The sequence below is a fragment of the Brevibacillus panacihumi genome, from assembly GCF_003710985.1.
GTDB classification, from domain to species: Bacteria; Bacillota; Bacilli; order Brevibacillales; family Brevibacillaceae; genus Brevibacillus; species Brevibacillus panacihumi.
Genome location: NZ_RHHT01000005.1, coordinates 1 through 23,869 on the forward strand (window position 1 = coordinate 1; position 23,869 = coordinate 23,869).

The window sequence follows — 23,869 nt, forward strand, 5'->3', positions numbered from 1 at the left end:
CTCTACTCTACACCCTGACCCACAGCGAAGATCCCAACCCGCCTGAAGTGTTTTCCTCTTTTTCCTCCCCACCACTCCAGCATGGGAACAACCTAACGATAGGAGTTGTGAATATTTTCCTGTCGGGTTGGTGAGAATAAAACCATGAATGGAGGGAAGAGACTGTTATGAAACGGAAAGGGTATCTCGCTCTATGCATCATGATGTTGATCACTATCTTTTCTCCTCGGGCTTTTGCAGCCAGTGAGAAGCCTGTACCCATGAATTTTGCGCCGAGTGCACGTTCTGCTGTTTTGATTGAAGCCGATACAGGGACCATTCTGTTTGAAAAGAATGCGCACGAGAAGCTGCCGCCTGCCAGTATCACCAAGGTGATGACCTTATTGCTCATCATGGAGGCGATCGAGCGCGGAGAGCTGAAGATGACCGACAAGGTACGGACAAGCGAACGGGCAGCTTCTATGGGAGGATCTCAAATCTTCTTGCAGCCTGGCGAGGAAATGACCGTCGAAGATATGGTCAAAGGAATTGCCATTGCATCCGGCAACGATGCTTCTGTCGCGATGGCGGAGCATCTCGAGGGTACGGAGGAAGCCTTCGTCAAACGCATGAACGAACGGGCCAAGGAATTGGGGATGAAAAACACTCATTTTGTCAATTCCAATGGTCTTCCTGCAGAGAATCATTACGCCTCTGCCTACGATATTGCCATTATGTCCAAAGAGTTGTTAAAGCATGAAGAGATTACCAAATTTACAGGAACGTATCAGGACTATTTACGAAAAGACTCTGAAAATCCGTTCTGGCTGGTCAATACCAATCGTCTCGTCCGCTTTTACCAAGGGGTGGACGGCTTGAAAACAGGCTATACCGGAGAAGCCAAATACTGCTTAACGGCGACAGCCAAGCGAAATAATATGCGCGTCATCTCCGTAGTCATGGGAGAGCCGGACGTAAAGACAAGAAATAACGATGTAACGACCATGTTCAATTACGCGTTTACGCATTACAAAGTCATGCCGATGTACAAAAAAGGAGAGACAGTCGATCAAATTACGGTGGACAAAGGACAACAACCCCAGTTGAACATCGTAACACCGCATGCCGTCAGCGTGTTGATGAAAAAAGGGGAGGCAGCGGAAGACTACCAAAAGGAAGTGGTCGTGAACAAAACGGTGAATGCGCCTGTTCAAAAGAATCAGGTGGTAGGCCACATATTTATTCGTTCCAAGGATGGCAATGAAGTAAGCCGCATCGACCTGTATCCGGAGCATGCAGTAAATGAGGCAGGCATGTGGGAGATTCTCAAGCGGACAACGAAGAAGGTGTTGCTTCGTTATTAAGCGGACGACATGACGACAGAAGCGCGAAAAGAATCGAGTTGCCTCGAAAGAAGGTCTGTGGCTGCTCGATTTTTTTGTTCTTTTGTCGCCTGGCAGGAATTGGTTAAAGACGAGAAGAATGAGAGAAAGACTACGGGATGAAGGAGAGTGTCAGCTATGAGTTTGCGGATCGCGATGGAGACCCGACAAGATGTTTTGGTCGTCCGTTTGCAAGGAGAATTGGACCATCATACTGCGGAAGAATTGCGCAGCAAGATGGATGAAGCCCTACGTACCTCTTCCATTCGCCATATCGTGCTCAGCCTTGCCGATTTGGCGTTTATGGACAGTTCAGGAATTGGCGTGATCCTCGGCAGATACAAGCAGATTTCAGCCCGATCGGGTGAAATGTACGTCTGCCGAGTCAATCCCACGATCTATCGGATTTTTGAGATGTCGGGATTGTTCAAGGTGATCAAGTTTCGTGAAAACGAGGCAGAAGCACTGCTGATCCTGGGGGTGGCGTAATGAAGGCACAACGCAATTTTATGACGGTTTCGTTTGCTGCGGTAAGCCAAAATGAGGCTTTTGCCCGCGTAGCAGTAGCTTCATTCATTTCACAATTGGATATCACGATGGATGAACTGGAAGAAATCAAAACAGTCGTTTCCGAAGCAGTAACAAACGCAATCATCCACGGATATGACGAAAATCCAGAGGGTGTGGTACATATTTCCGTGCAGATCAACGATGGAGTTGTCGACGTCGTCGTAGAAGACCAAGGCAAAGGAATTGAGGATGTAGAGCAGGCGATGCAGCCGCTGTACACGACGAAGCCGGAGCTGGAACGTTCCGGGATGGGCTTTACCATTATGGAGAATTTCATGGACTCTTTGGAAGTGGCGACTGCTGTCGGCAAAGGAACGACCGTGCGCCTGACCAAACGCCTGTCGTTTGCCAAAGCCTTGCAAAATTAGGGGTAGTGCCAATGGGTGCCGATATAAAAAATGCGAGTCAACCATTTCTGACCAATGACCAAGTGAAAGACTTGATCGCCAAAAGCCAGGAGGGAGACAGCGACGCCCGCGAGCTTTTGGTGAACAGCAATATCAGGCTGGTCTGGTCTGTCGTCCAGCGTTTTATCAACCGTGGGTACGAAGCCGATGATTTGTTTCAGATAGGCTGCATCGGCCTGCTGAAAGCCGTCGACAAATTCGATCTTTCCTACGATGTGCGTTTCTCTACGTATGCTGTGCCGATGATCATCGGGGAAATCCAGCGCTTCCTGCGGGATGACGGCACCGTCAAGGTCAGCCGCTCGCTCAAGGAGACCGCTAACAAGGTTCGCCGCGCCAAGGATGAGTTGTACAAGCAATTCGGACGTGCTCCGACGATTTCAGAGGTAGCCGAAGCGGTAGGAATTACACCTGAGGACGTCGTTTTTGCCCAAGAAGCGAGCCGGACACCTTCCTCCATCCACGAAACCGTATTCGAAAATGACGGAGATCCGATCACGCTCATCGATCAAATCGCAGATGAGGGCGTCAACAAATGGTTTGAGAAGATCGCATTGAAGGATGCGATCAGCAGACTGAGCGAACGGGAGCAGTTAATCGTCTACTTGCGGTATTACAAGGATCAGACCCAGTCAGAGGTCGCCGAGCGCCTGGGCATTTCCCAAGTGCAGGTCTCGAGGCTGGAGAAGCGCATCCTGCAAACGATCAAAGACCAAATTGAACACTGATAAACAGGTAGAGACACCGACAGCGATCATGCTGGTCTGGTGTCTTTTCTTGTATTTCATACCTAGAGAAACCCACAAAGATAGCAGCAGGAAGAGCAGTTAGAGCTGGTTGAGGAAAATGGAGAAAAAGCGAAGGCGTTTTGGGATCTTCACCAAGCCGGAACGGAAAAGGCGGAACACGCACTCAGGGCCAACCTTGAATGACCTCTTCGAAGTCGGCTGCTTTTGGCCGCGGTTCCGCCTCTGGAGTGGGAGGCGGCCAGGAATGACCCCCAGCAAAGATCCCAACCCGCCTGGAGCGTTTCCCCGTTTTCCTCCCCACCACTAAAGCTCATCGACCACCTTACTTGGTATTGGTTTTCACACCTCGCACATACTACAAAAGATGCCAGAGATGTTTGTACAGGAGGGGATCAGATGCATGACCCGTTATTTTTGCGCTTGCGCAAACGGTTGGCAGTGAAGCCGCAGTCTGTCATTACCTTGGGAGATATCTGCCAGCTATTCTGGGACGGCAAACGGGAGGAAGCAATTTCGCGAATTCCGATCTACAGGGTAAAGCCAGAGGACGGAAATCTGATGATTATCGACATCATGCAGGTGATTGAACGGCTTCGTTCTGCGTACCCCGAGGTAGAACTGGAAGTACAGGGGGCTTCACAGATCATCGTAGAGGTTTTAAACCCGCGCAAAAAAGCCAATCCCGTTTTGGTCATTCTGGTTTGGGTGCTTCTTTTTATCGGGGCAGGTTTGGCGATCATGAACTTCCATACGGATGTCAGCATGCCGGAAGTGCACCGGCGCATTTTCTATTTGATTACCGGAGAGAAAAACGACCATCCGCTCTGGCTGCAGATTCCCTATTCGATCGGGATCGGCTTGGGGATGATTTTGTTTTTCAATCATATCTTTCAGAAAAAAATCAACGAGGAACCCAGCCCGTTGGAAGTAGAGCTGTTCATGTACCAACAAAACCTCGATCAGTATTACATCGAGCATGAAAACAAGGAAAACCAGCGGACGAAAACATGACGATCCTTGAGATGTTGTTCGTGGTTATCGTTGGATTGGGCTGGGGAATCGCTGTAGGCAGCGGTTTTGTCGCTTTTATTACCGTTCTGGACATCATTCCGAGGCTGACGCAACTGACCAATGCCCATCAGCATATTCGCAAGCTGGAGTGGGCATTGGTGAGTGGTGCCCTTTTTTTCACCCTGATCGACTTTTTTCCCATCCAAGCTGCTCTTCCGGTGTACTTTACCTCGCTGTACGGCTTGTTTGCCGGTATTTTCGTAGGCACCTTGGCTGCCGGGCTCACCGAAGCCTTGAATGTTTTCCCGATCATCGCCAAACGCCTGCACATGGATTCAAGCCTGCTCTATTTGCTGATGGCAATGGTTTTGGGCAAAATCACTGGCTCTCTCTTGCAATGGGCGCTTCATCTCTGATCTGGTAAATACCGCTATTCATAGGATGAGGGTTAACAGGAAGAATATAGATATGGTTTGTTTGAACCAAGGCAGGAATGGAAAGGAGTGAACTGGCATGGCGACCAAAACAAAAGCAAAACCAATCGGCTCTATGCAGATGACCAAACAGATGTACCAGCAGCAGGCGTCCAAGTACCAGCCGAAACGAAATGTAATGTTGAATTGCTTCCGCGCGTTCTGGGTCGGCGGTACAATCTGTCTTTTGGGGCAAGCCCTGCAAAACATGTACATTCACTTTTTTGGCTTTACAGAGAAAACGGCAAGCAACCCCACGGTGGCAACGCTGATCTTCATTTCTGTATTGCTGACTGGCCTGGGAATATACGACAACATCGGTCAGTACGCAGGAGCGGGTTCGGCAGTCCCGGTAACCGGCTTTGCCAATTCCATCGCTTCCGCTGCCATCGAGCATCGCAGTGAAGGATTTGTGCTTGGGGTGGGCGGCAATATGTTTAAACTGGCAGGCTCGGTTATTGTCTTCGGTGTCGTTGCCGCCTTTCTTGCAGGCATTATCAAGAGCGTGCTGAAGATGATTTTCTGAGGAGGGCTTTCGATGGATAGCAAGAAGCAAACAGCGCGGATCAGCCGTCAAACCTGGCACTTTGCAGAAGATGTTCGCGTGCAGGCTTCTGCTGTGTCAGTTGGGCCCAAAGAAGGGGAGGGACCATTGGCCTCCTACTTCGACCAGATCCATGATGATGTGTATGTCGGCCAGCAAACCTGGGAGGATGCCGAGCGAAAGCTGATGGAAAATGCAGTCACCATTTTGTTGCAAAAGGCATCCATAGCGGAAAAGGATGTGGATGTCATTTTGGCCGGGGATCTGCTGAATCAAAACATCACGACCAACTTTACTGCGGAGAAGCTGGCGATACCCTTGATGGGGATGTACGGAGCGTGTTCCACCTCTATGCTTACGTTGGCTACAGCAGCAGCACTTGTCAACGCAGGCTATGCGCAAAAAGCAATTGCGGCGTGCAGCAGCCACAATGCCACAGCGGAGAGACAATACCGCTATCCGACAGAGTATGGAGGCCAGAAGCCGCCAAGTGCTCAATGGACGGTGACGGGAGCGGGTGCAGGGTTGGTCGGAATAGGTGGAGAAGGACCGCGCATCACTTACGCTACGATGGGCAAAGTGACGGATATGGGCATCAAAGACCCATTTGACATGGGCTCGGCGATGGCCCCGGCAGCCGTCTCGACGATCCATTCCCATTTTCAGGATACAGGACGTACTCCAGAAGATTACGATTTGATTGTGACAGGGGATCTGGCAGCAGTGGGCTATCCCATTGTGAAAGAGTTGATGCGGGCTCAGGGATATGCGATGGAAGATATGTACAATGACTGCGGCCTGATGATTTATTATCCCGAGCAAGAGGTGTTCGCAGGGGGAAGCGGCTGTGCCAGCAGTGCAGTCGTAACCTACAGCTACATCATGGATCAATTAAATCGGGGACTGTTGAAACGCGTCTTGGTCTGTGCGACAGGAGCGTTGCTCAGCCCGATCAGTTACCAGCAAGGAAATTCCATACCCTGCATCGCGCATGCGGTTGCATTCGAAGGAGGAATCTGATGGAATACGTAATTGCCTTTGCCGTCGGCGGGCTGATTTGTGTTATTGGACAATTGTTGCTGGATGTTGGCAAGCTGACACCCGCCCACGTGATGAGTACCCTGGTTGTATCAGGGGTTGTCCTCGACTTTTTCGGTATCTATGACAAGCTGATCGATTTTGCGGGGGCAGGCGCTACCGTGCCGATTACCAGCTTTGGGCATTCCCTCTATCACGGTGCGATCAGCGAGGCGCAGACACATGGCCTGATCGGGGTCGTTACCGGGATTTTTGAAGTGACGAGCGCTGGGATCTCGGCAGCGATCGCGTTTGGCTTTCTTGCCTCGCTCGTGTTCAAGCCGAAGGGATAAACGCGACCTTGCGAGGACGGTGATCCAGCATATGACAGAACCACGAAGAAGAGTTATCCTTGTCACGGACGGCGACCATATTGCCCAGAAAGTAATCGAAGCTGTCGCGAAAGACATGGGCGGACGGTGCATTTCGCTGTCTGCAGGCAATCCGACACCGCTGGATGGCAGCCAGATGGTCGAGCTGATTAAAATGACGCCTCATGATCCCGTCCTGGTGATGTTCGACGACAACGGGGATTTCGGCAGGGGCAAGGGTGAGCAAGCGATTGAGTATCTGCTCAAGCATCCGGACATCGAGGTGATTGGCGCGATCGCGGTTGCTTCCAATACCCGATGGGTCAGGGGAGCAACCGTCAAATACTCGATCGACAACCACGGGAGATTGGTGGAAGAGGCAGTAGACAAGGAAGGGTATGCGGATGTCGATTTGGAGAATCGAATCTATGGCGACACCGTCGATGTTTTGAATTCCTTTCACATCCCCAATCTGATCGGGATTGGAGATATTGGCAAAATGGAAGGCCGCGACAGTCTGCGCAAAGGCAGTCCTATTACCAAGAAAGCGGTGCAATGGATACTGGAAAGGAGCAAAGCAAATGACAGAGATCACGGAGAAGCGGCGTCCCATCTCGGAGAATCTGGAGGAAAACAAGGCCTATCTCAATGACAAGCTTGGGGTCGGCAGCAGCTTCGACGTCGGGGTTCACGATTTTTACGTCGGTGGAACACGCATCTTGATTTATTACATAAATGGCTTTGCTGACAGCCAGAACATAACGCAAATTATGCGTGACCTGAATGATTTGCGCGATCGCAAAATGAGGGATGAAATATTCGATTATCTCTACTATAAGTACATTCCCTTTTTTCAACTTGCCAAAGTCACAACGACCAATGAGTTTTTGGATAAACTGTTGGTTGGTCAGGTAGGGTTAATCATTGACAATTCTTCTGAAGCGATCCTGATGGATGCCAAGGTACTCCCAACTCGGAATCCCGAGGAACCGGACACGGAGCGGATCGTGCGGGGAGCGCATGATGGGTTTACCGAAACGCTGGTGACCAACGCCGTGCTGACCAGAAGACGAATTCGGGATGAGCGGCTCCGCTTTGAGATTATGCAAATCGGGGAACGGAGCAAGACGGATGTTTGCATCTGTTATATCAAGGACATAGCCAACCAGGACTTGGTAGAGACATTGAGGAATCGTCTGCAAAATATCCAAATTGACGGGATTCCGATGGCGGAAAAAACGGTAGAGGAATTTATCATCGGCAAGACGTTGAACCCGTTTCCGATGGTGAGGTATACAGAACGACCCGATGTGGCAGCGGTTCATCTCCTCGAGGGCCACGTACTGATTTATGTAGACACATCACCAAGCGTGATGATTACCCCTGCCACGTATTTCCACCATGTCCAGCACGCCGAGGAGTACCGCCAGACTCCAGTCGTTGGCGCCTATCTGCGATGGGTACGTTTCTTGGGCATTTTTGCCTCTCTTATCCTCTTGCCGATCTGGTTGCTTTTGGTGATGCATCCAGCCATGATTCCAGAGCAATTGCATTTTCTCGGGATAAAAGACAAGGGGAGCATTCCGTTGTTAGCCCAATTTCTGCTTGCAGAGCTCGGCCTGGATCTGATGAGAATGGCAGCGATTCACACTCCATCCCCGCTGTCCGTCGCGATGGGCTTGCTAGCCGCTATTCTGGTTGGGGACGTTGCGATCAAGGTAGGACTTTTTACTCCTGAAGTGATCCTTTACTTGGCTGTAGCTGCTGTCGGGATGTTCGCGACGCCAAGCTATGAGCTAAGCTTGGCGAATCGACTCGTACGAATTTTCCTCATCCTGATGGTCGGCTTCTTCTCCACGACGGGATTGGTGCTTGGGGTATTGCTGGTATTGATCGGGTTGGCAGTGACGCGTTCGCTCGACACGCCCTATCTGTGGCCTCTGATCCCCTTTGATTACAAAGCGTTCAAGGATGTTGCCTTACGCATGGCTGTTCCCATGAAAAAGAAGCGCCCGAGTATCGTTCGCTCCCAAAACTCCTCCCGTCAATAATATTCTGACAACAAGCTCCAGCCACCCATTGTCAAATGCACAGCCATGTAGTACATTTTATGATAAGCCTGAAGGCATGGTACGGACATAAGCCGATGATAAAATCGGTTTTTCAAACGAAATCGCTACGAAATAGGTGCAATTCAAGTTTTCTGGCGGTTGGCCGTTTACAATAGAAAAAGGCATGCGTGTGGCAATCTGGAATGGGTCCGGGTGACCAAGTTGGACTGGGGGAAACGGGTAAATGTACTTACATGGGACAAGTAGAGTGAACGAGAAAGGCAATTTGGAGATTGGGGGATGTGATGTCACCCAATTGGCAGCTACCTACGGCACGCCGCTGTATGTCTATGATGAAGCGCTGATTCGCAGCAAGTGCAGAGCGTATATTGATGCATTTCGCCAATCGGGATTCGCCTTTCAGGTAGCTTATGCGAGCAAGGCGTTTTGTACGATGGCTATGTGCAAGCTGGTGGAAGAAGAAGGCATGTCGTTGGACGTGGTCTCGGGCGGAGAACTGTATACAGCCTTGCAAGCAGGCTTTCCGGCAGAACGAATCCATTTTCATGGGAACAACAAATCCATTGAAGAAATCCATATGGCGCTGGACGCCAAAATTGGCTGCTTCGTAGTAGACAATTTTTATGAATTGGTTACGCTGGATGAGATTGCACAGGAGCGGGAAGAAAAAGTGGCAGTCTTGCTGCGCGTGACTCCAGGGGTAGAAGCGCACACGCATGAATACATTTCTACCGGACAAGTTGATTCCAAATTCGGTTTCGATGTACAGAACGGCCAGGCGTTGGAAGCGATCAAATACGCGCATGAGAGCAAGCAGCTCCACCTGCTCGGCGTCCACAGCCATATCGGATCGCAGATCTTTGAAGCAGAGGGCTTTATTGTTGCTATCAAGCGGTTGATCGAACTGTTGGAAGAGGCGAGAGACCAGCATGGATTTATATCCGAGGTCCTCAATGTCGGCGGGGGCTTCGGCATCCGCTATGTGGAGAGCGATACGCCTCTTTCAGCAGAAACTTATATCAAGGCGATTACGGATACGGTCCGCGAAGAGATGGCCCAACGCCAGCTTCCATTGCCAGAGCTGTGGATCGAGCCCGGACGCAGTATCGTCGGAGATGCGGGAACGACCTTATATCGCATCGGCTCCCACAAGCATATTCCGAATGTGCGCAAATACGTTGCGGTTGATGGAGGGATGACAGACAATCTGCGTCCTGCCCTCTACCAGGCAGTATATGAAGCGGCGATTGCCAACAAAATGAACGCTCCTGCCACTGAGCAGGTGTCCATCGCAGGCAAATGCTGCGAATCCGGTGACATGCTGATCTGGGACGTGATGCTTCCGGAAGCCGACGCAGGCGACATTCTGGCTGTTACCAGTACAGGTGCGTACGGTTATTCCATGTCCAATAACTACAATCGCATTGCCCGTCCTGCTGTCGTGTTTGTAAAGGAAGGGGAGGCGGAACTGGTCGTCAAGCGGGAAACATATCAAGACGTCGTCAGCCACGACCTTTTGCCCAAGCGCGCGCAGCTGCAACGTTAAGAACGACATACGATGACATTGGATGCCTCTGGAGTCTGAAAAGACGAATGAGGCATTTTCAAATTCCCGACAATTGGACGAATGCGTCACTTGCATGATAGAATAGAATGGTTAACTTTATCAGGTCTGGAGGCTTACATATGAAAAAAGCGCTTATCACCATGGAGAATGGCAATCAAATCGAGCTGGAGCTGTTTGATCAGGAAGCTCCTGGCACCGTTGGCAACTTTGAAAAACTGGCGAATGAGGGTTTCTACAACGGATTGTCCTTTCACCGTGTGATCCCTGGCTTCGTAGCGCAAGGCGGTTGCCCGCATGGTACCGGAACTGGCGGCCCTGGCTACACCATCAAATGCGAGACAAAAGGCAACCCGCACAAGCATCTCCGTGGCGCGCTTTCGATGGCGCACGCTGGAAAAGACACAGGCGGCAGCCAATTCTTTATCTGCTATGATTCCTTCCCGCATCTCGACGGAGTACATACAGTGTTTGGCCGCGTGACCTCCGGCATGGAGCATGTGGATGCAATCAAACAAGGCGACAAAATGAGCACAGTAGTCGTATCGTAATTGTGACTTGTCAAAGACACTGGTGACACCGCGTCGCCAGTGTCTTTTTAAGGCTTGTAAGCCTATCTCCATGCTGTTATCTTAAAAGGTAGACGATTTTCGAGGAGGAGCCAATGGATCTTTTTCACTTTGAGTGGGAGACAGTGCCGTTTCGCTTGATCGCGTTCGTAATTGCCTTCTCCCTTCATGAATACGCCCATGCTTTTGTCGCATGGAAGCTTGGTGACAACACAGCCAAGGATGAAGGGAGGCTTACTGTCAATCCGATCCCCCATATTGATCCGTTTGGGTTGATATTGATATTGTTCGGTCCGTTTGGCTGGGCCAAGCCTGTGCCAGTCAATCCGTTGAATTTCCGCGGCAACAAGCGCCTTGGGATGGTCTATGTTTCCGTTGCGGGGCCGTTGGTCAACCTGGTGCTGGGCATTTTGTTTGCTGTCATTTACCTCTATGTCCTCCAAGCGGGGATGCTCGCGGATACAAGTGACAAGTGGAATAACGCGATCAAATTGACATTGGAATACAGTGTCATTATCAACGCCGCGCTGTTTGTCTTTAACCTGCTGCCTGTCCCTCCGCTCGATGGCTACAAAATCTTGCGCTTCCTTTCCCCCAGAGGGTGGGATCGGTTCTATTACAGCTACGAAATCTACGGACCCTGGATCTTGCTTTTGCTGATCTTTATTCCAGGTGTACGCTCGATCATATTTGGCATCCCGATGGCCTATGTCATCAATGGGGTGCAGGAGATTGCGTTCTCGATTTTACGTCCTTTCCTTTAACAGAAACGAGGGGTTATCTTGGCATACAGCATCAAACTGGACTCCTTCGAGGGGCCGCTCGACCTGTTGCTTCATCTGATCGACAAGGCGGAAGTGGACATCTATGACATCCCTGTCGCGGAAATCACCGAGCAGTATCTGGCGACGATCGATACCATGCACCAGATGCAGCTGGACGTGGCGAGTGAGTTTGTCGTCATGGCTGCGACGCTTCTATCTATCAAAAGCAGAATGCTTCTCCCGAAAAAAGAAGAGCAGGTCTTTCAGCCGTATCTGGATATGGATGTGGAAGAGGTGGACCCGAGAGAGGAACTGGTGCAGCGGCTTCTGGAGTACAAGCGCTACAAGCTCCTTGCCGAACAGCTTCGGGAGATGGAGAGCGGCCGCAGTCAGGTCTTTACCCGCCCAGCAGAGAATCTGACCCCGTATATTCGAGAAGAAGAGAATACCGTGAAGGATGTTACGCTGTACGATCTCATTAGTGCGTTGGAGAAGATGGTAAAAAAAGCTAAAGATAAAGAGCAGCCACTCACAAAAGTATCTCGGGACGAGGTTTCGATCAAGGACCGGATGCAGGAGATCCGTCAGTTTGTCCGGGTCGGCGGCGGAATGGTGCGCTTTTCACAGCTTTTCTCCAAAGAAGTGACGCGCTCGCAGATTGTTACGACCTTCCTCGCTCTCCTGGAACTGATGAAAGCCAAGGAGATTCAGTGCATTCAGAATCAGCTTTTTACAGATATCATGATATGCGAGAACAATACGAAAGGGGTCCCCACCGATGGACTATGACAAGCTGAAGGGTGTTATTGAGGGCTTGTTGTTCATCTCGGGCGATGAAGGCATCGCTGCCAAGGAGATTAGTGAAATCACCCAAGTGCCGGAAGATGAAATCATCGACCTGATTGAGGACATGAAAGCAGATTTTCGCCGTGCAGGCAGAGGCATCCAAATCGTTGAGGTGGCAAAAGCGTATCAATTGACTACTTTGCCGGAGCATGCCGAATACTTTGAACGGCTCGCCAGTTCTCCCAGCCAATCCACGTTGTCGCAAGCGGCGCTGGAGACATTGGCCATCATCGCCTACAAACAGCCGCTCACTCGTACGGAAATCGAGGAAATTCGCGGCGTGAAATGCGAGAAGGCCCTGAATACGCTCATCTCGAAGCAACTGATCCGTGAAGCAGGGAGGGCGGAAGGAATCGGCCGACCGATCCTGTATGCGACGACAAAAGATTTTCTGGAGCATTTTGGATTGCGTGAGCTGTCTGATTTGCCTCCGCCACCGGTCAATCTGGACATTGAAGAGGCCCGAATGGAGGCTTCCGCTTTGTTCGGAAAAGCAGATGAAACGAGAAACGACTAGATGCTGTTGACTTTTTCGTACTAACCCCTGACTCGTCCCCATATACATGGTACAAACCTGTGCGATCTGTACTTTGTTGGAATGGGGAGGATGTGGATGAGGGTGCGGAAACGTGTATGCGGCGTACTCGTCGTTTTTCTTTTTATACAGCTCCTTTTGCTGCCTGTTGCGGAAGTCAAGGCAAATGCCGGACCTCCTAACATATCCGCCGAGAGCGCTGCTTTGATCGACGTGGCAAGCGGACGCATGCTCTATTCCAAAAATGGCGACAAGAAAATGCGGATTGCCAGTCTGACCAAAACCATGACGGCCATTGTGGCGATTGAAACGGGGCAGCTAAAGGAAGAGGTCACGGTTCCACCGGAGGCGGTAGGAGTGGAGGGCTCCTCGATCTATCTGAAAAAGAACGAGAAGCTGACGCTGGAGGAGCTGCTTTACGGCCTGATGCTGCGCTCGGGGAATGACGCTGCTGTGGCCGTTGCGACACATGTCGGGGGATCGGTTCCGGGGTTTGTCTACCTGATGAATGAAAAGGCTGCTCTGATCGGGATGACGCATACCAATTTTACGAATCCACACGGTCTGGATGACAGCAACATGCATTACTCCACTGCCGAGGATATGGCCTTGCTGTCGGCATACGCTCTGCGAAATCCTACATTTCGGCAGATCGTCTCCACTAAGGTAAAGGACATCTCCTGGGAAGGGGAGGAGTACGACAGACGTCTTCTCAACAAGAACAAGCTGCTTCATTTGTACAACGGAGCGGATGGCGTAAAGACGGGATATACCAAACTCGCGAAGCGTTGTCTGGCTTCATCGGCGACCAGAGACGGCAGACAGCTGGCGGCGATTACATTGAACGCGCCTGATGACTGGAATGATTCTGCCCAGTTGCTGGATTGGGGCTTCCGTCATTTCGCCATGAAGGAATTCGTCCAGTACGGGGAAACCATTCAGCCAGAGCCTGCGATTACTGTGAAAGAAGGGGTCCAGCTCGTTGCCACGAATGCATTCCGCTACCCCCTCAAGCCTGAGGAAGTAGCAGATGTGAAAAAACGGATGGTAATGAGCGAATCGGTCGTGACCGAAAGAATGAACGGGCAGATAATCGGGTTCCTGCAATTTCATTTCCAGGATCAGATGATCGGGCAGGTTCCATTGAAGGTGCAGGTCGACACTCCGACATGGGCAAATACCAACCCGGTCACAAAAGCTGATTTTTGGCAGCAGTTCTGGAATCTGATGGCGGGAGGGTTGTTCCGTGCTTAATCTCATCTGGCTCGCGCTGATCGTGAGCAGCATTATCGTTGCGGCGGTCACTGGACGCATGGAGGCGATGAATCAGGCTGCATTCGCCGGTGCGAAGGCAGGGGTCACGGTTTGTTTCGGACTTCTCAGCGTATTGGCATTCTGGATGGGCATCATGCGGATCGCGGAAAAAGCGGGCTTAATGGAGCTTGTCGCCCGTGCGTTGTCTCCGGTCATCTCGCTGCTCTTTCCTGACATCCCGAAAGGACATCCGGCAATGGGCTATATCATGTCCAATATGAGCGCGAATCTGCTCGGGCTGGGGAATGCAGCTACACCGATGGGCCTGAAAGCGATGGAGGAACTGCAAAAATTAAATCCTGACAAGCAGCAGGCATCACCGGCGATGTGCACACTGCTGGCGATCAACACGGCGAGCATCACGCTCATCCCTACGACGATGATTGCGATTCGGATGCAATACGGATCGGTCAATCCAGTGGAAATTGTCGGGACCACGCTGCTGTCCTCGTTTGCTGCGACGTTTGTCGCCATTGTGATTGACCGTTGGTACCGTTATCGCACGAACAGACGCTACAGGTAAGGGGGGAGCCGCATGTACCAATGGGTGTCCCTGATCTCGCTCTGGGCGATTCCCGTCATGATCGCGTTTGTCCTTTTGTACGGTTGGAAAAAGCGGGTTCCGGTCTACGAGACGTTTGTCGAGGGGGCGAAAGGCGGTTTTGGCACGACGATCCGGATATTGCCCCATCTGATCGCGATGATGGTAGCGGTGACGATGTTCCGTGAATCAGGGGCTTTGGGCTTGCTGCTCGGTTTGATCAAGCCAGTGCTCGACTTCCTCCATTTTCCTGAAGAGCTCCTGCCGCTCGCTCTCCTGCGCCCCTTGACGGGAACTGGCTCGCTCGCCATCGCGACCGATTTGATCGCGCAGTATGGTCCGGACTCTTTTTTGGGGCGTTTGGCTGCCACCATGCAAGGAAGCACGGATACGACACTGTATGTCCTGACGGTATACTTCGGAGCGGTAGGGATACGAAATTCCTCGTATGCGCTGAAGGTGGGCCTGTGGTCCGATTTGGCGGGTGTCATCTTTTCGCTTCTCGTGGTTTACCTTGTATTTGGTTGAAAGAAAACGTTGTGGGAAAAACTTCCGAAGACAGGGGAAGTTTTTCCCTTTTTGTTGTCCACACTGGTAAGAATGGGTATGATGTTGGAGAGGTGATCCAAGAATGGAACGTTTGCAAAAAGTATTGGCACATGCCGGAATCGCCTCTCGTCGCCATTGTGAAGAAATGATCATGCAAGGCAAAGTGCAGGTGAACGGCCAAGTCGTTCGTGAACTGGGGACAAAAGTGGATCCAGCTAAGGACAAAATTCTCGTGGAAGGGCGTCCGATTCGTACGGAGCAGCATGTCTATCTGATGCTGAACAAGCCCACCGGGGTCATTACGAGCGTCTCCGATCCCCGCGGCAGACGGGTTGTGACTGATTTGCTCAAGGGCCTGAAGGAACGGGTATACCCGGTAGGCAGACTGGATTACAATACCTCCGGACTTTTGCTTTTGACCAATGATGGGGAGTTGGCGAACAAGCTCGCTCATCCCAGCTATGAGATCGACAAGGTGTACCGCGCATGGGTAAAGGGTGTACCTACAGCGGACAAGCTGGAAAAGCTCGCACGTGGAATCATGCTGGAGGACGGGATGACTTCTCCGGGCGAAGCGAGACTTCTGAAGCGCGATCAAGGAAGGGCCTGGTTGGAGATTACCATTCACGAAGGGCGCAACAGGCAGGTGAGACGGATGTGCGAGGCGATTGGCCATCCGGTCCTTGAGCTGGAGCGCGTGCGGCTTGGATTTTTGACGCTGGAGGGACTTGCCACGGGTCAGTATCGTCCTTTGACAAGCGAGGAGGTTTCGAGACTGAAGCAGGGGCTGGTGCAAAACCGCAAGCGAAGGGCGCGGTAAAGGCATTCGTTCAAAATCTGTTCATAAGTTATGCGCTGAATAAAATGAAGCAACGCTATAATAGAGAGGTAGTAAGCGGTTTCGATATGAAAAGTAGTAGATGGGAGATCGGGCAATGAACAAAAAGAATCGCATTTATGTACGCGTTGCCATTTTGGGACTGCTGCTGGTAGCGCTTGTTTTTGCTCTTTATTCCAGCTTCGTCAAGGACCCGAATGCTGTAAAGGTAGGGAGTACCGCTCCCAATTTTAGCTTGGAGCAATTGAATGGCCCGGATATGTCACTCAGTGATTTGAAGGGAAAAGGCGTCGTATTGAACTTTTGGGGCACCTGGTGTGAACCGTGCAAAGCGGAAATGCCGGCCTTGCAGCAGAAGTACGAGGCTCTCAAGGACAAGGGATTGGTTGTCGTAGGCGTAAATATTGGCGAGGCACCCGTTACGGTTGAACCGTTTATCAAGCAATTGGGAGTCGATTTCCCGATTCTGCTGGATCGCAATTCGCAAATTACCAAGCTCTACCGGATCGGACCAATTCCGACTACCTTTTTCGTTTCACCTGACGGAAAGGTGGAAGAAATTTTTATAGGTCAAATGAATGAAGCCATGATTGAGTCCAAAGTGGCGAAAATTTTGCCGTAAGAGAGGATCGATATGGATCAGCGAAAATGTGAATGTGGACATACGAACCCGGTCGGGACGCTGCTCTGCGAATCTTGCGGTAAGCCGTTGGAAGTGGATTTGACAGACAAAGCCGCGTTTCCTGACATGCGCTATGAAGGAATGGCACGCCGCTCCCAAACCTATACCACAACGATAGTGGATCGGATTTGGAATACCTTTTCTTCCGTAAAAGTCGCCATCTGGATCATCGTTGTCATACTGGTTGCGTCAGGAGTGGGGACGATTTTTCCCCAGCAGCAATACATACCGGTGCCCGTGCCGACAGAATTGGATGTAGAGCGGTTCTACACCGATACCTACGGAGTGTTGGGGACCATATTCTATCAGCTAGGCTTTCATAATATGTATTCCTCCTGGTGGTTCGTCCTGCTGCTCGTGCTGCTCGGCGCATCGCTGATCATCTGCAGCCTGGACCGCGTTATCCCATTGTACAAAGCTTTGAGCAAGCCGCGGCTCAATCAGCACAAGTCCTTTTTAAAAGGACAAAAGCTGTACGCGGAGGCCAAACAGCCGGAAGATCGCAGTGCTGAAGAGATTCTGGCCCAATCGGCAGAAGCTTTGAAGAAAAAGGGCTATTACCTGTTTCAGACAGATCGCGCCTTGCTGGCAGAAAAGGGGCGCTTCAGCCGTTGGGGCCCCTATGTCAACCACATCGGGCTGATTCTCTTCCTGATTGGCGTGTTGATGCGCAGTCTGCCCGGCTTTCATTTGGACGAGTACGTATGGGTCAGGGAAGGGGAAACGGTTCCAATCCCGGAGACCCCTTACTATGTGAAAAATCTGAGCTTCAAGGTCGAGTATTACTCTGAGGATGAAATGGTGGAGAAGCTGGATCTCAAAGGCGGTGCCATTGCGAAGAACTACCAGACAGATGCGATCTTGTATCTGAACCGAAACGCAGATACGCCAGGAGCCAAACCGGATTTGGTGGAAGTGCAGAGTGGTCCGATCATCGTGAACCATCCGATGAAGCATGAAGACATCTACCTCTATCAATCCGGCTATCAGGAGATGAAGCTGGGGGCACTCAATTTCACTCTGATTGATCTGAAAAACGGTGATAAAGAAGTAGGCGCGATCAAACTGGATCTCTACAACCCTTCGGAAGAGATGCAGGTTGCAGAAGGCATGAAGGTTCGCATCCTCGACTACTTCCCTGATTTTGCGATGGGGAAAGACGGAAAGCCAATCACCCAAACCAATTTGCCCAAAAACCCGATGTTCGCATTGGAAATAATCGATGAGAGAGACGCGATCAACGAGAAACTGGTCTACTTGCAAGGGTCGATTCTGACACAGAAGGACAACCCCAGATACGGGTTGAAGATCGAGATGCCGGATCTGGTGGACATTTCCGGTTTGAACGTTCGCACGGATAAAGCTTTGCCGCTGATTTTCTTTGGATCGTTTGTCTTCATGGTCGGAGTCTCAATGGGCTTTTTCTGGCAGCACCGCCGAATCTGGGTGCAGTTGCAGGAAGGAAATGTGCTGATTGCCGGACATACCAACAAAAACTGGTTTGGTCTGCGCAAGGAAGTACAGGGAATGGTGGAACAGACGAACCTCTCGGTGACTCTGGAGGATAAAACGAAGGCATAAGCTTCAAGGAGGGCGAACATACGTGCAGCTTTACCAGATCAGTGATTTGTTATTGGATATCGCGTTTTTCCTGTACGTGCTCTCGTCCGTAGTATTTATCGTCGCCATGACGGGAAAGAACTGGGCGGGGCGCGACCCCAAGCAACACGAGATGCGCTTTGGCCGAATCGCGTACTGGATGGCGGTCGTTGGCTTTGTCGCACAGACGGGCTATGTGATCACCCGCTGGGTTGCTGGCGGGCATAGTCCGACCAGCAACATGTTTGAGTTCATGGCATTCTTTGATTACTGCATCATTCTTGCCTACTTGATTATTTATCGCATCTACAAAATGACCGTGATCGGGGCCTTTGTGCTTCCGCTCGGCGTCATCATGCTGGCGTACTCTTATGTGTTTCCGAAAGAAATTACGCCATTGATCCCATCCTTGCAAAGCTATTGGCTGCATATTCACGTAACAACGGCTGCCTTGGGAGAAGGGATTTTGGCAGTCGGCTTTGCTGCCGGACTGATGTACCTGATCCTGACCATTCCGCAAAAGGTAGCGACCAAAAGCACGAGATGGCTGGAGGTCGTTCTGGCAGTGGTCTTGATGCTCGTCGGTTTCATCCTTATGGAGTCCACGTTTGCCAGAATGGATCAGAGAACCGTTTTTGAATTGACAGAACAGGTGACAACACCGACCGGGCAGGTAGCTCCTGCCAAAGTAGAGTACACGATGCCGGCGATTGTCGCTCCGGCGAATGCCAAGCTGATTCAGGAAGGGCCGATGTCGCCATGGTTTACCGCTCCTGAGTGGATGGAAGGAAAAGACGCCGCCCGCAAGCTGAATACGATGATCTGGTCTGTCTTGTCAGGGCTTGTGCTTTACGGGGTTCTGCGCTTGATCTTTCGCAAAAGACTGGCTGCAGCCATTCAGCCTTCCCTGGAAGGGATTGATCCTGAACTTGTCGACGAGATCAGCTATCGGGCGATCAGTATCGGCTACCCTGTCTTTACGCTGGGAGCATTGATCTTCGCCATGATCTGGGCTCATGAAGCATGGGGCCGCTTCTGGGGCTGGGACCCGAAAGAAGTATGGGCATTGATTGTATGGCTGTTCTACAGCGCCTATCTCCACCTGCGTTTGTCGCGCGGCTGGATCGGTGCAAAATCAGCCTGGATGTCTGTCATCGGATTTGTTATCATTTTAATCACATTAGTCGTTGTGAATCTGGTGATTGCTGGCCTGCACTCGTACGCAGGCGTGTAACATATCAAAAAAGCTGGTTTTACCGCCAGCTTTTTTGGACTATCTCCCGCCTTTCCTAGGAATTGAAGATGAAAGACAAGAGGTGTTGGCAATGGAAAAGAAGGCACGTATTCTTGTAGTGGATGATGAGGAACGGATTCGCAGACTGTTAAAAATGTATCTGGAACGTGAAAATTTTGTGATTGAAGAAGCTGACAACGGCGAGCAGGCCGTCGAAATGGCGATCGGTGATGATTTTGACATCATTTTGCTGGACCTGATGCTGCCAGGAATGGACGGAATTGAGGTATGCCAGCGAATTCGCGAATTCAAGGCTACGCCGATCATCATGTTGACAGCCAAGGGCGAAGAAACCAACCGTGTTCACGGCTTTGAAGCCGGGGTGGATGATTACGTGGTCAAGCCATTTAGTCCGCGTGAGGTCATTTACCGGGTCAAGGCGATCCTGCGTCGCTCGTCTGCGACTGCTTATCTGAAGACGGAGACAATCAACAGCCATTCGATCCTCGTGTTTCCTGAACTGACGATTGACCATGATGCGCATAAAGTGATTGCGAGCGGCCAGGAGGTAAGCCTGACGCCCAAGGAGTACGAGCTCCTTCATTATCTGGCGCAATCTCCGGACAAGGTATTCACGCGTGAGGAATTGTTGAAGGATGTATGGCACTACGAGTTTTTCGGGGATCTGCGCACCGTGGATACGCACATCAAGCGGTTGCGTGAAAAATTAAATCGCGTGTCTCCACAAGCAGCAGCCATGATTGCTACGGTATGGGGAGTCGGATACAAATTAGAGGTGCCAAAATAAGGTGGACGTTATTTTCCGCAGTGTAGTTGGCAAACTATGGATGACCATCATCGCCCTGTTTGCCTTGGTCTTGACTGTATTTAGTCTCTTGCTGGTGCAATCCTTTGATAACTTTTATCACAATCGCCAGACATCGAATCTGCAGGATTTGGCCATCGGGCTGAGGGATGGACTTGCCCAAAGCGAGGACAAGCAGAGCGCCTTGGAGCTGGCGTCGCGCTTTGGCTTGGTGCATCACACCGGGTTGGTCGTTGTAGATGAGCAGAAAAACATCATTGGCAAAAGCGAAGGCAAACCTCTGCCGCGGATTCCAGTCGATCAATTATTGGCAGAAAAAGGATTGAAGCTGACCGAGGCTATCGAGGGCAAGCATCCGCTGCCGGAACGATTTTCCCTAAGTCTGAGCGAGCCGGATCGCAACAATCCTGCTGCCCGCAATGGCACTTTGCCGATTCTGGCTGTTGCTGTGCCGTTGGAGATTTCCTCCGGGCATAAAGGAGCTGTCGTGCTCTATCAGACGATCGAAGATTTTGACGATACGCTCACAGAGGTACGACTATTAATCTTTGTCGTCGGCGTCATTGCTTTTACAGCTACGACTTTCTTCGCCTTTTTCCTGTCTTCGCGGATTACCTCGCCGCTGCGGCAAATGAAAGAGACGGCGCATCGCATCGCGGAAGGAGACTTTCATGCCGAGATCCCGATCCGCACGACGGACGAAATCGGGGAATTAGCCGCCTCCTTGAATACGATGGCGACGAGATTGAATCAACTGGTCGATGCCTTGTCCAAGGAGAAGGAGCAGTTGGCCAGCGTCTTGCGCAGCATGGTGGACGGGGTGGTTATGATTGACGGGGAAGGAAATGTCGTGGTAGCCAACCCGCCTGCGGAGCATTTCCTGCGCGACTGGAGGTATGAGCATCCGGACGAGCCGTTCCCGCTGTATGGGTATTACCAGCAAGTGGTGCGCGGCGGCTACGAGGTGGCGGAGGATATCCCGGTGCAAGGGCGCATCTGGTCGCTGGTCATGGTCCCGTTAATGGATAAGGAACAAATTCGCGGTGCGGTTGCCGTGATACGCGATATGACCCGTGAACGCAAATTGGACAAGATGCGAAATGATTTCGTAGCCAATGTCTCTCACGAACTGCGCACGCCTTTGTCGATGCTGCAAGGATACAGTGAGGCGATCGTCGATGACATGGTGGCGACCCCCGAAGAGCATAAGGAACTGGCGCAGATCATCTACGACGAATCGGTTCGCATGACCAAACTCGTCAATGAGCTGCTCAGCCTGGCGCGCATGGAAGCAGGACATGTGGAACTGTTCAAGGAAAAGGTAGAGCTTCGTCCTTATCTGGAACGAATTCATCGCAAATTCAGCAACCTGGCTCGCGAACAGGACATCTCCCTTTCGCTGGAGGTCACGACGCCGCATCAGCATGCCGACTTCGATCCGGATCGTATGGAACAAGTCCTGACCAACCTGATCGACAATGCGCTGCGTCATACACCAAGTCAAGGAAGCGTCATGATTCGTGCGCGAGGAGAAAAGGTCTTGTGGCTGGAGATCAGCGACACGGGCAGCGGGATTCCTCAGGAAGATCTGCCGTTTGTGTTTGAGCGTTTCTACAAGGCCGACAAGGCCCGCACACGCGGCCGTGCAGGCGGAACCGGACTGGGACTTGCGATTGCCAAGAACATCATCGATGCGCATGGCGGTACGATCAGCGTGCAAAGCAAGCTGGGAGAAGGAACGACATTTACGATTTCGATCTTGGTAGATACAAAAACCAACTAGGAGTGTAGAGAGAAATGATAAAAACGATCTTGTTCGACGTAGACGGGGTTATGTTGAGTGAAGAGCGGTACTTCGATGCTTCCGCACTGACTGTCTGGGAAATGCTGTACAGCCCGCAATATCTGGGGTTAAAAGGTGATGCTTTTACACCATCGCCCGTGGAATCGCAAATCCGTACCGTACGTGAACAGGTATTTGCAAAAGATGAAGTGTTGAACTTTATCAAGTCCCGCGGAATCAATTCCAACTGGGACATGGTTTTCCTCACTTTTTCCTATCAATTGATCCATCTGGTGGAAGCATTGAAGCCCAAGCTTGGCTCGGATGCGGTCAACCTGCTTGTCAATCAGATCGGTCGAGAGCAAGTCGACCAGCTCAGAGAATGGGCGGCGGAGCATGCTGCTGATTTCCGGGTCGATTACGCCGCGTTTACGGCCGATTTTGCCAAGGGTTCCGCACAAAAAGCGGAAATGCTCGTCTATCTCAATCAGATCGCAAAGGAGCGCTGCGGTGTAGAGACGCAGATGTTCTCGCGAAGCAGTGAGCTGTGGCAGCTTTGCCAGGAGACCTTCCAAGAGTGGTACCTTGGGGATGACCGCGTAGCAGATTCGATTGGCCGCGCAACCATGCAGCCTGGCAAAACAGGCTTTCTCACGGATGAAATCCCGATTGTCCCGCCTGCAGAGATGATCGAGTTGTTCAAAACCCTGAAGGAAAAAGGGTATACACTGGGAATTGGAACGGGCCGCCCGACCATTGAGACGCATGTGCCGTTGCGTGAAATGGGCATTCTGGAGTGGTTTGACCCGAATCGCGTCGTAACAGCTTCTCATGTACTGGAAGTAGAAGGGGAATTCCCTGCGCTCGCGCCGATGTCCAAGCCCCATCCCATTTCGTATGTAAAAGGAATGCTTGGTCTCGACACCCCGAACAGCGAAGCCGTCAATTTCTCGCTCCCGATCTCCAATGGAGAAGAAGTGCTGATCGTAGGGGACTCCCTGGCTGACTTCCTGGCAGCTCGTTCGATCGGATGCAAATTCGCGGCTACGTTAACGGGCTTGTCCGGCCAGGAGGCGCGTGCGAAATTTGAAGAAGTGAAAGCAGATTATATTCTGGATGATGTCCGCGGCATCTTATCCATCCTGTAAACAGGAAAACTCCGTCGTCTGTGCGCAGCGACGGAGTTTTTTATTATGAGGATACAGTTATTGAAAAAGATCGGCAGGCACCTCGGCGGGTACCTTGTACAGGACAAAATCACTAGACCACATCTGAGCGGTGATAACAATCCTTTGCTGCTCCTTTTCAAAAAAATATCCGGCGCCTTCTTGCTCTGCGAACGTCCAGCCCCTCGTCTGCAGCAAGCTTTTCAACGATTTGGCTTCGCCGCTTTGGGCGGATTTGGCTCCTAGCCAATAATAGCGCGTATCCGAGTCAGCGGTTGTGAGCGGGATCAGCATTTCGTCATCCGCTTGCTTCAACTTCGCTACCACGGAAGATTTATCAGGATGCGAAAAGGGGAGAGCCGGATATAAAAAGGAAGGCCTATTGAAATAACTCCATACTCCGATGATCAGAATGAAACAAAAGCAGCCTAAAATTCCGAACAAAATCTTCCGCATGAATGGATTCTCCTCGCCAAGTGATTTT

Annotated in this window: 27 protein-coding genes; 26 read left to right on the plus strand and 1 reads right to left on the minus strand. The window is 51.2% G+C overall.

The window, feature by feature from the left end; all coding sequences use genetic code 11:
• Positions 1-167: 167 nt before the first annotated feature.
• The 26 genes from EDM58_RS04165 (at position 168) to EDM58_RS04290 (ending at position 23,367) form a co-directional block, all read left to right on the plus strand.
• The gene (locus EDM58_RS04165) at positions 168-1,343 is read left to right on the plus strand and encodes a D-alanyl-D-alanine carboxypeptidase family protein (protein WP_122912236.1); all 1,176 of its coding nucleotides are present in this window, start codon (positions 168-170) and stop codon (positions 1,341-1,343) included.
• A gap of 156 nt (positions 1,344-1,499) precedes the next feature.
• On the plus strand, positions 1,500-1,850 hold the full coding sequence (spoIIAA, locus tag EDM58_RS04170; RefSeq protein ID WP_023554500.1) for an anti-sigma F factor antagonist: 351 nt from the start codon (positions 1,500-1,502) through the stop codon (positions 1,848-1,850).
• Positions 1,850-2,299 (plus strand): anti-sigma F factor, encoded by a 450-nt coding sequence (gene spoIIAB, locus EDM58_RS04175; RefSeq protein ID WP_023554499.1) that lies wholly within the window; start codon positions 1,850-1,852, stop codon positions 2,297-2,299. Before spoIIAA ends, spoIIAB begins: the two co-directional genes overlap by 1 nt.
• Positions 2,300-2,310: 11 nt before the next feature.
• Positions 2,311-3,066, plus strand: coding sequence for an RNA polymerase sporulation sigma factor SigF (gene sigF / locus EDM58_RS04180; protein WP_023554498.1), 756 nt, complete (start codon positions 2,311-2,313; stop codon positions 3,064-3,066).
• Positions 3,067-3,483: 417 nt separating this feature from the next.
• The gene (locus EDM58_RS04185; RefSeq protein ID WP_122912237.1) at positions 3,484-4,098 is read left to right on the plus strand and encodes a stage V sporulation protein AA; all 615 of its coding nucleotides are present in this window, start codon (positions 3,484-3,486) and stop codon (positions 4,096-4,098) included.
• Positions 4,095-4,514, plus strand: coding sequence for a stage V sporulation protein AB (locus EDM58_RS04190; RefSeq protein ID WP_122912238.1), 420 nt, complete (start codon positions 4,095-4,097; stop codon positions 4,512-4,514). The genes EDM58_RS04185 and EDM58_RS04190 overlap by 4 nt, the downstream gene beginning before the upstream one ends.
• Positions 4,515-4,611: 97 nt before the next feature.
• Positions 4,612-5,097, plus strand: coding sequence for a stage V sporulation protein AC (gene spoVAC, locus EDM58_RS04195; RefSeq protein ID WP_122912239.1), 486 nt, complete (start codon positions 4,612-4,614; stop codon positions 5,095-5,097).
• Positions 5,098-5,109: 12 nt separating this feature from the next.
• Positions 5,110-6,135: a stage V sporulation protein AD gene (spoVAD, locus tag EDM58_RS04200; protein WP_122912240.1), complete on the plus strand. Its 1,026-nt coding sequence runs from the start codon at positions 5,110-5,112 to the stop codon at positions 6,133-6,135.
• Positions 6,135-6,485, plus strand: a complete 351-nt coding sequence (gene spoVAE / locus EDM58_RS04205) for a stage V sporulation protein AE (protein WP_023554492.1) — start codon at positions 6,135-6,137, stop codon at positions 6,483-6,485. Before spoVAD ends, spoVAE begins: the two co-directional genes overlap by 1 nt.
• A gap of 31 nt (positions 6,486-6,516) precedes the next feature.
• The gene (spoVAEA, locus tag EDM58_RS04210) at positions 6,517-7,155 is read left to right on the plus strand and encodes a stage V sporulation protein SpoVABEA (protein WP_122912241.1); all 639 of its coding nucleotides are present in this window, start codon (positions 6,517-6,519) and stop codon (positions 7,153-7,155) included.
• A complete protein-coding gene (locus EDM58_RS04215; protein ID WP_122912242.1) occupies positions 7,085-8,554 on the plus strand; it encodes a spore germination protein in 1,470 nt (489 codons plus the stop codon). The genes spoVAEA and EDM58_RS04215 overlap by 71 nt, the downstream gene beginning before the upstream one ends.
• Positions 8,555-8,798: 244 nt before the next feature.
• Entirely contained in the window at positions 8,799-10,121 is a 1,323-nt protein-coding gene (gene lysA, locus EDM58_RS04220; RefSeq protein ID WP_122912243.1) for a diaminopimelate decarboxylase, read from the plus strand.
• Positions 10,122-10,261: 140 nt separating this feature from the next.
• Positions 10,262-10,690 (plus strand): peptidylprolyl isomerase, encoded by a 429-nt coding sequence (locus EDM58_RS04225; protein WP_023554488.1) that lies wholly within the window; start codon positions 10,262-10,264, stop codon positions 10,688-10,690.
• A 113-nt stretch (positions 10,691-10,803) separates the two neighbouring features.
• Entirely contained in the window at positions 10,804-11,472 is a 669-nt protein-coding gene (locus tag EDM58_RS04230) for a site-2 protease family protein (protein WP_122912244.1), read from the plus strand.
• Between the two features lie 18 nt (positions 11,473-11,490).
• Complete coding sequence (locus EDM58_RS04235; protein WP_122912245.1) at positions 11,491-12,261, plus strand: segregation/condensation protein A; 771 nt, start codon at positions 11,491-11,493, stop codon at positions 12,259-12,261.
• Positions 12,251-12,835, plus strand: coding sequence for an SMC-Scp complex subunit ScpB (scpB, locus tag EDM58_RS04240; RefSeq protein WP_122912246.1), 585 nt, complete (start codon positions 12,251-12,253; stop codon positions 12,833-12,835). The genes EDM58_RS04235 and scpB overlap by 11 nt, the downstream gene beginning before the upstream one ends.
• A 96-nt stretch (positions 12,836-12,931) precedes the next feature.
• Complete coding sequence (locus EDM58_RS04245; protein WP_122912247.1) at positions 12,932-14,107, plus strand: D-alanyl-D-alanine carboxypeptidase family protein; 1,176 nt, start codon at positions 12,932-12,934, stop codon at positions 14,105-14,107.
• Positions 14,100-14,690, plus strand: coding sequence for a nucleoside recognition domain-containing protein (locus tag EDM58_RS04250; RefSeq protein WP_122912248.1), 591 nt, complete (start codon positions 14,100-14,102; stop codon positions 14,688-14,690). The genes EDM58_RS04245 and EDM58_RS04250 overlap by 8 nt, the downstream gene beginning before the upstream one ends.
• 12 nt (positions 14,691-14,702) lie before the next feature.
• Complete coding sequence (locus EDM58_RS04255) at positions 14,703-15,236, plus strand: spore maturation protein (protein WP_122912249.1); 534 nt, start codon at positions 14,703-14,705, stop codon at positions 15,234-15,236.
• 103 nt (positions 15,237-15,339) lie between these two features.
• Entirely contained in the window at positions 15,340-16,077 is a 738-nt protein-coding gene (locus EDM58_RS04260) for a pseudouridine synthase (RefSeq protein WP_122912250.1), read from the plus strand.
• A 115-nt stretch (positions 16,078-16,192) separates the two neighbouring features.
• Positions 16,193-16,717 carry a thiol-disulfide oxidoreductase ResA gene (gene resA, locus EDM58_RS04265; RefSeq protein ID WP_122912251.1) on the plus strand — a complete coding sequence of 175 codons (525 nt, stop codon included), beginning with the start codon at positions 16,193-16,195 and terminating at the stop codon, positions 16,715-16,717.
• A 12-nt stretch (positions 16,718-16,729) separates the two neighbouring features.
• Positions 16,730-18,358, plus strand: coding sequence for a cytochrome c biogenesis protein ResB (gene resB, locus EDM58_RS04270; RefSeq protein ID WP_122912252.1), 1,629 nt, complete (start codon positions 16,730-16,732; stop codon positions 18,356-18,358).
• A gap of 22 nt (positions 18,359-18,380) precedes the next feature.
• Positions 18,381-19,610, plus strand: coding sequence for a cytochrome c biogenesis protein CcsA (gene ccsA / locus EDM58_RS04275; protein WP_122912253.1), 1,230 nt, complete (start codon positions 18,381-18,383; stop codon positions 19,608-19,610).
• Between the two features lie 91 nt (positions 19,611-19,701).
• Complete coding sequence (locus tag EDM58_RS04280; protein WP_023554477.1) at positions 19,702-20,418, plus strand: response regulator transcription factor; 717 nt, start codon at positions 19,702-19,704, stop codon at positions 20,416-20,418.
• 1 nt (position 20,419) lies between these two features.
• On the plus strand, positions 20,420-22,219 hold the full coding sequence (locus tag EDM58_RS04285) for an ATP-binding protein (protein WP_122912254.1): 1,800 nt from the start codon (positions 20,420-20,422) through the stop codon (positions 22,217-22,219).
• Between the two features lie 14 nt (positions 22,220-22,233).
• Complete coding sequence (locus EDM58_RS04290) at positions 22,234-23,367, plus strand: HAD family hydrolase (protein WP_122912255.1); 1,134 nt, start codon at positions 22,234-22,236, stop codon at positions 23,365-23,367.
• 57 nt (positions 23,368-23,424) lie between these two features.
• On the opposite strand, the gene EDM58_RS04295 is transcribed toward EDM58_RS04290, so the two are convergent.
• Positions 23,425-23,841 (minus strand): hypothetical protein, encoded by a 417-nt coding sequence (locus EDM58_RS04295; protein WP_122912256.1) that lies wholly within the window; start codon positions 23,839-23,841, stop codon positions 23,425-23,427.
• Positions 23,842-23,869: the final 28 nt, after the last annotated feature.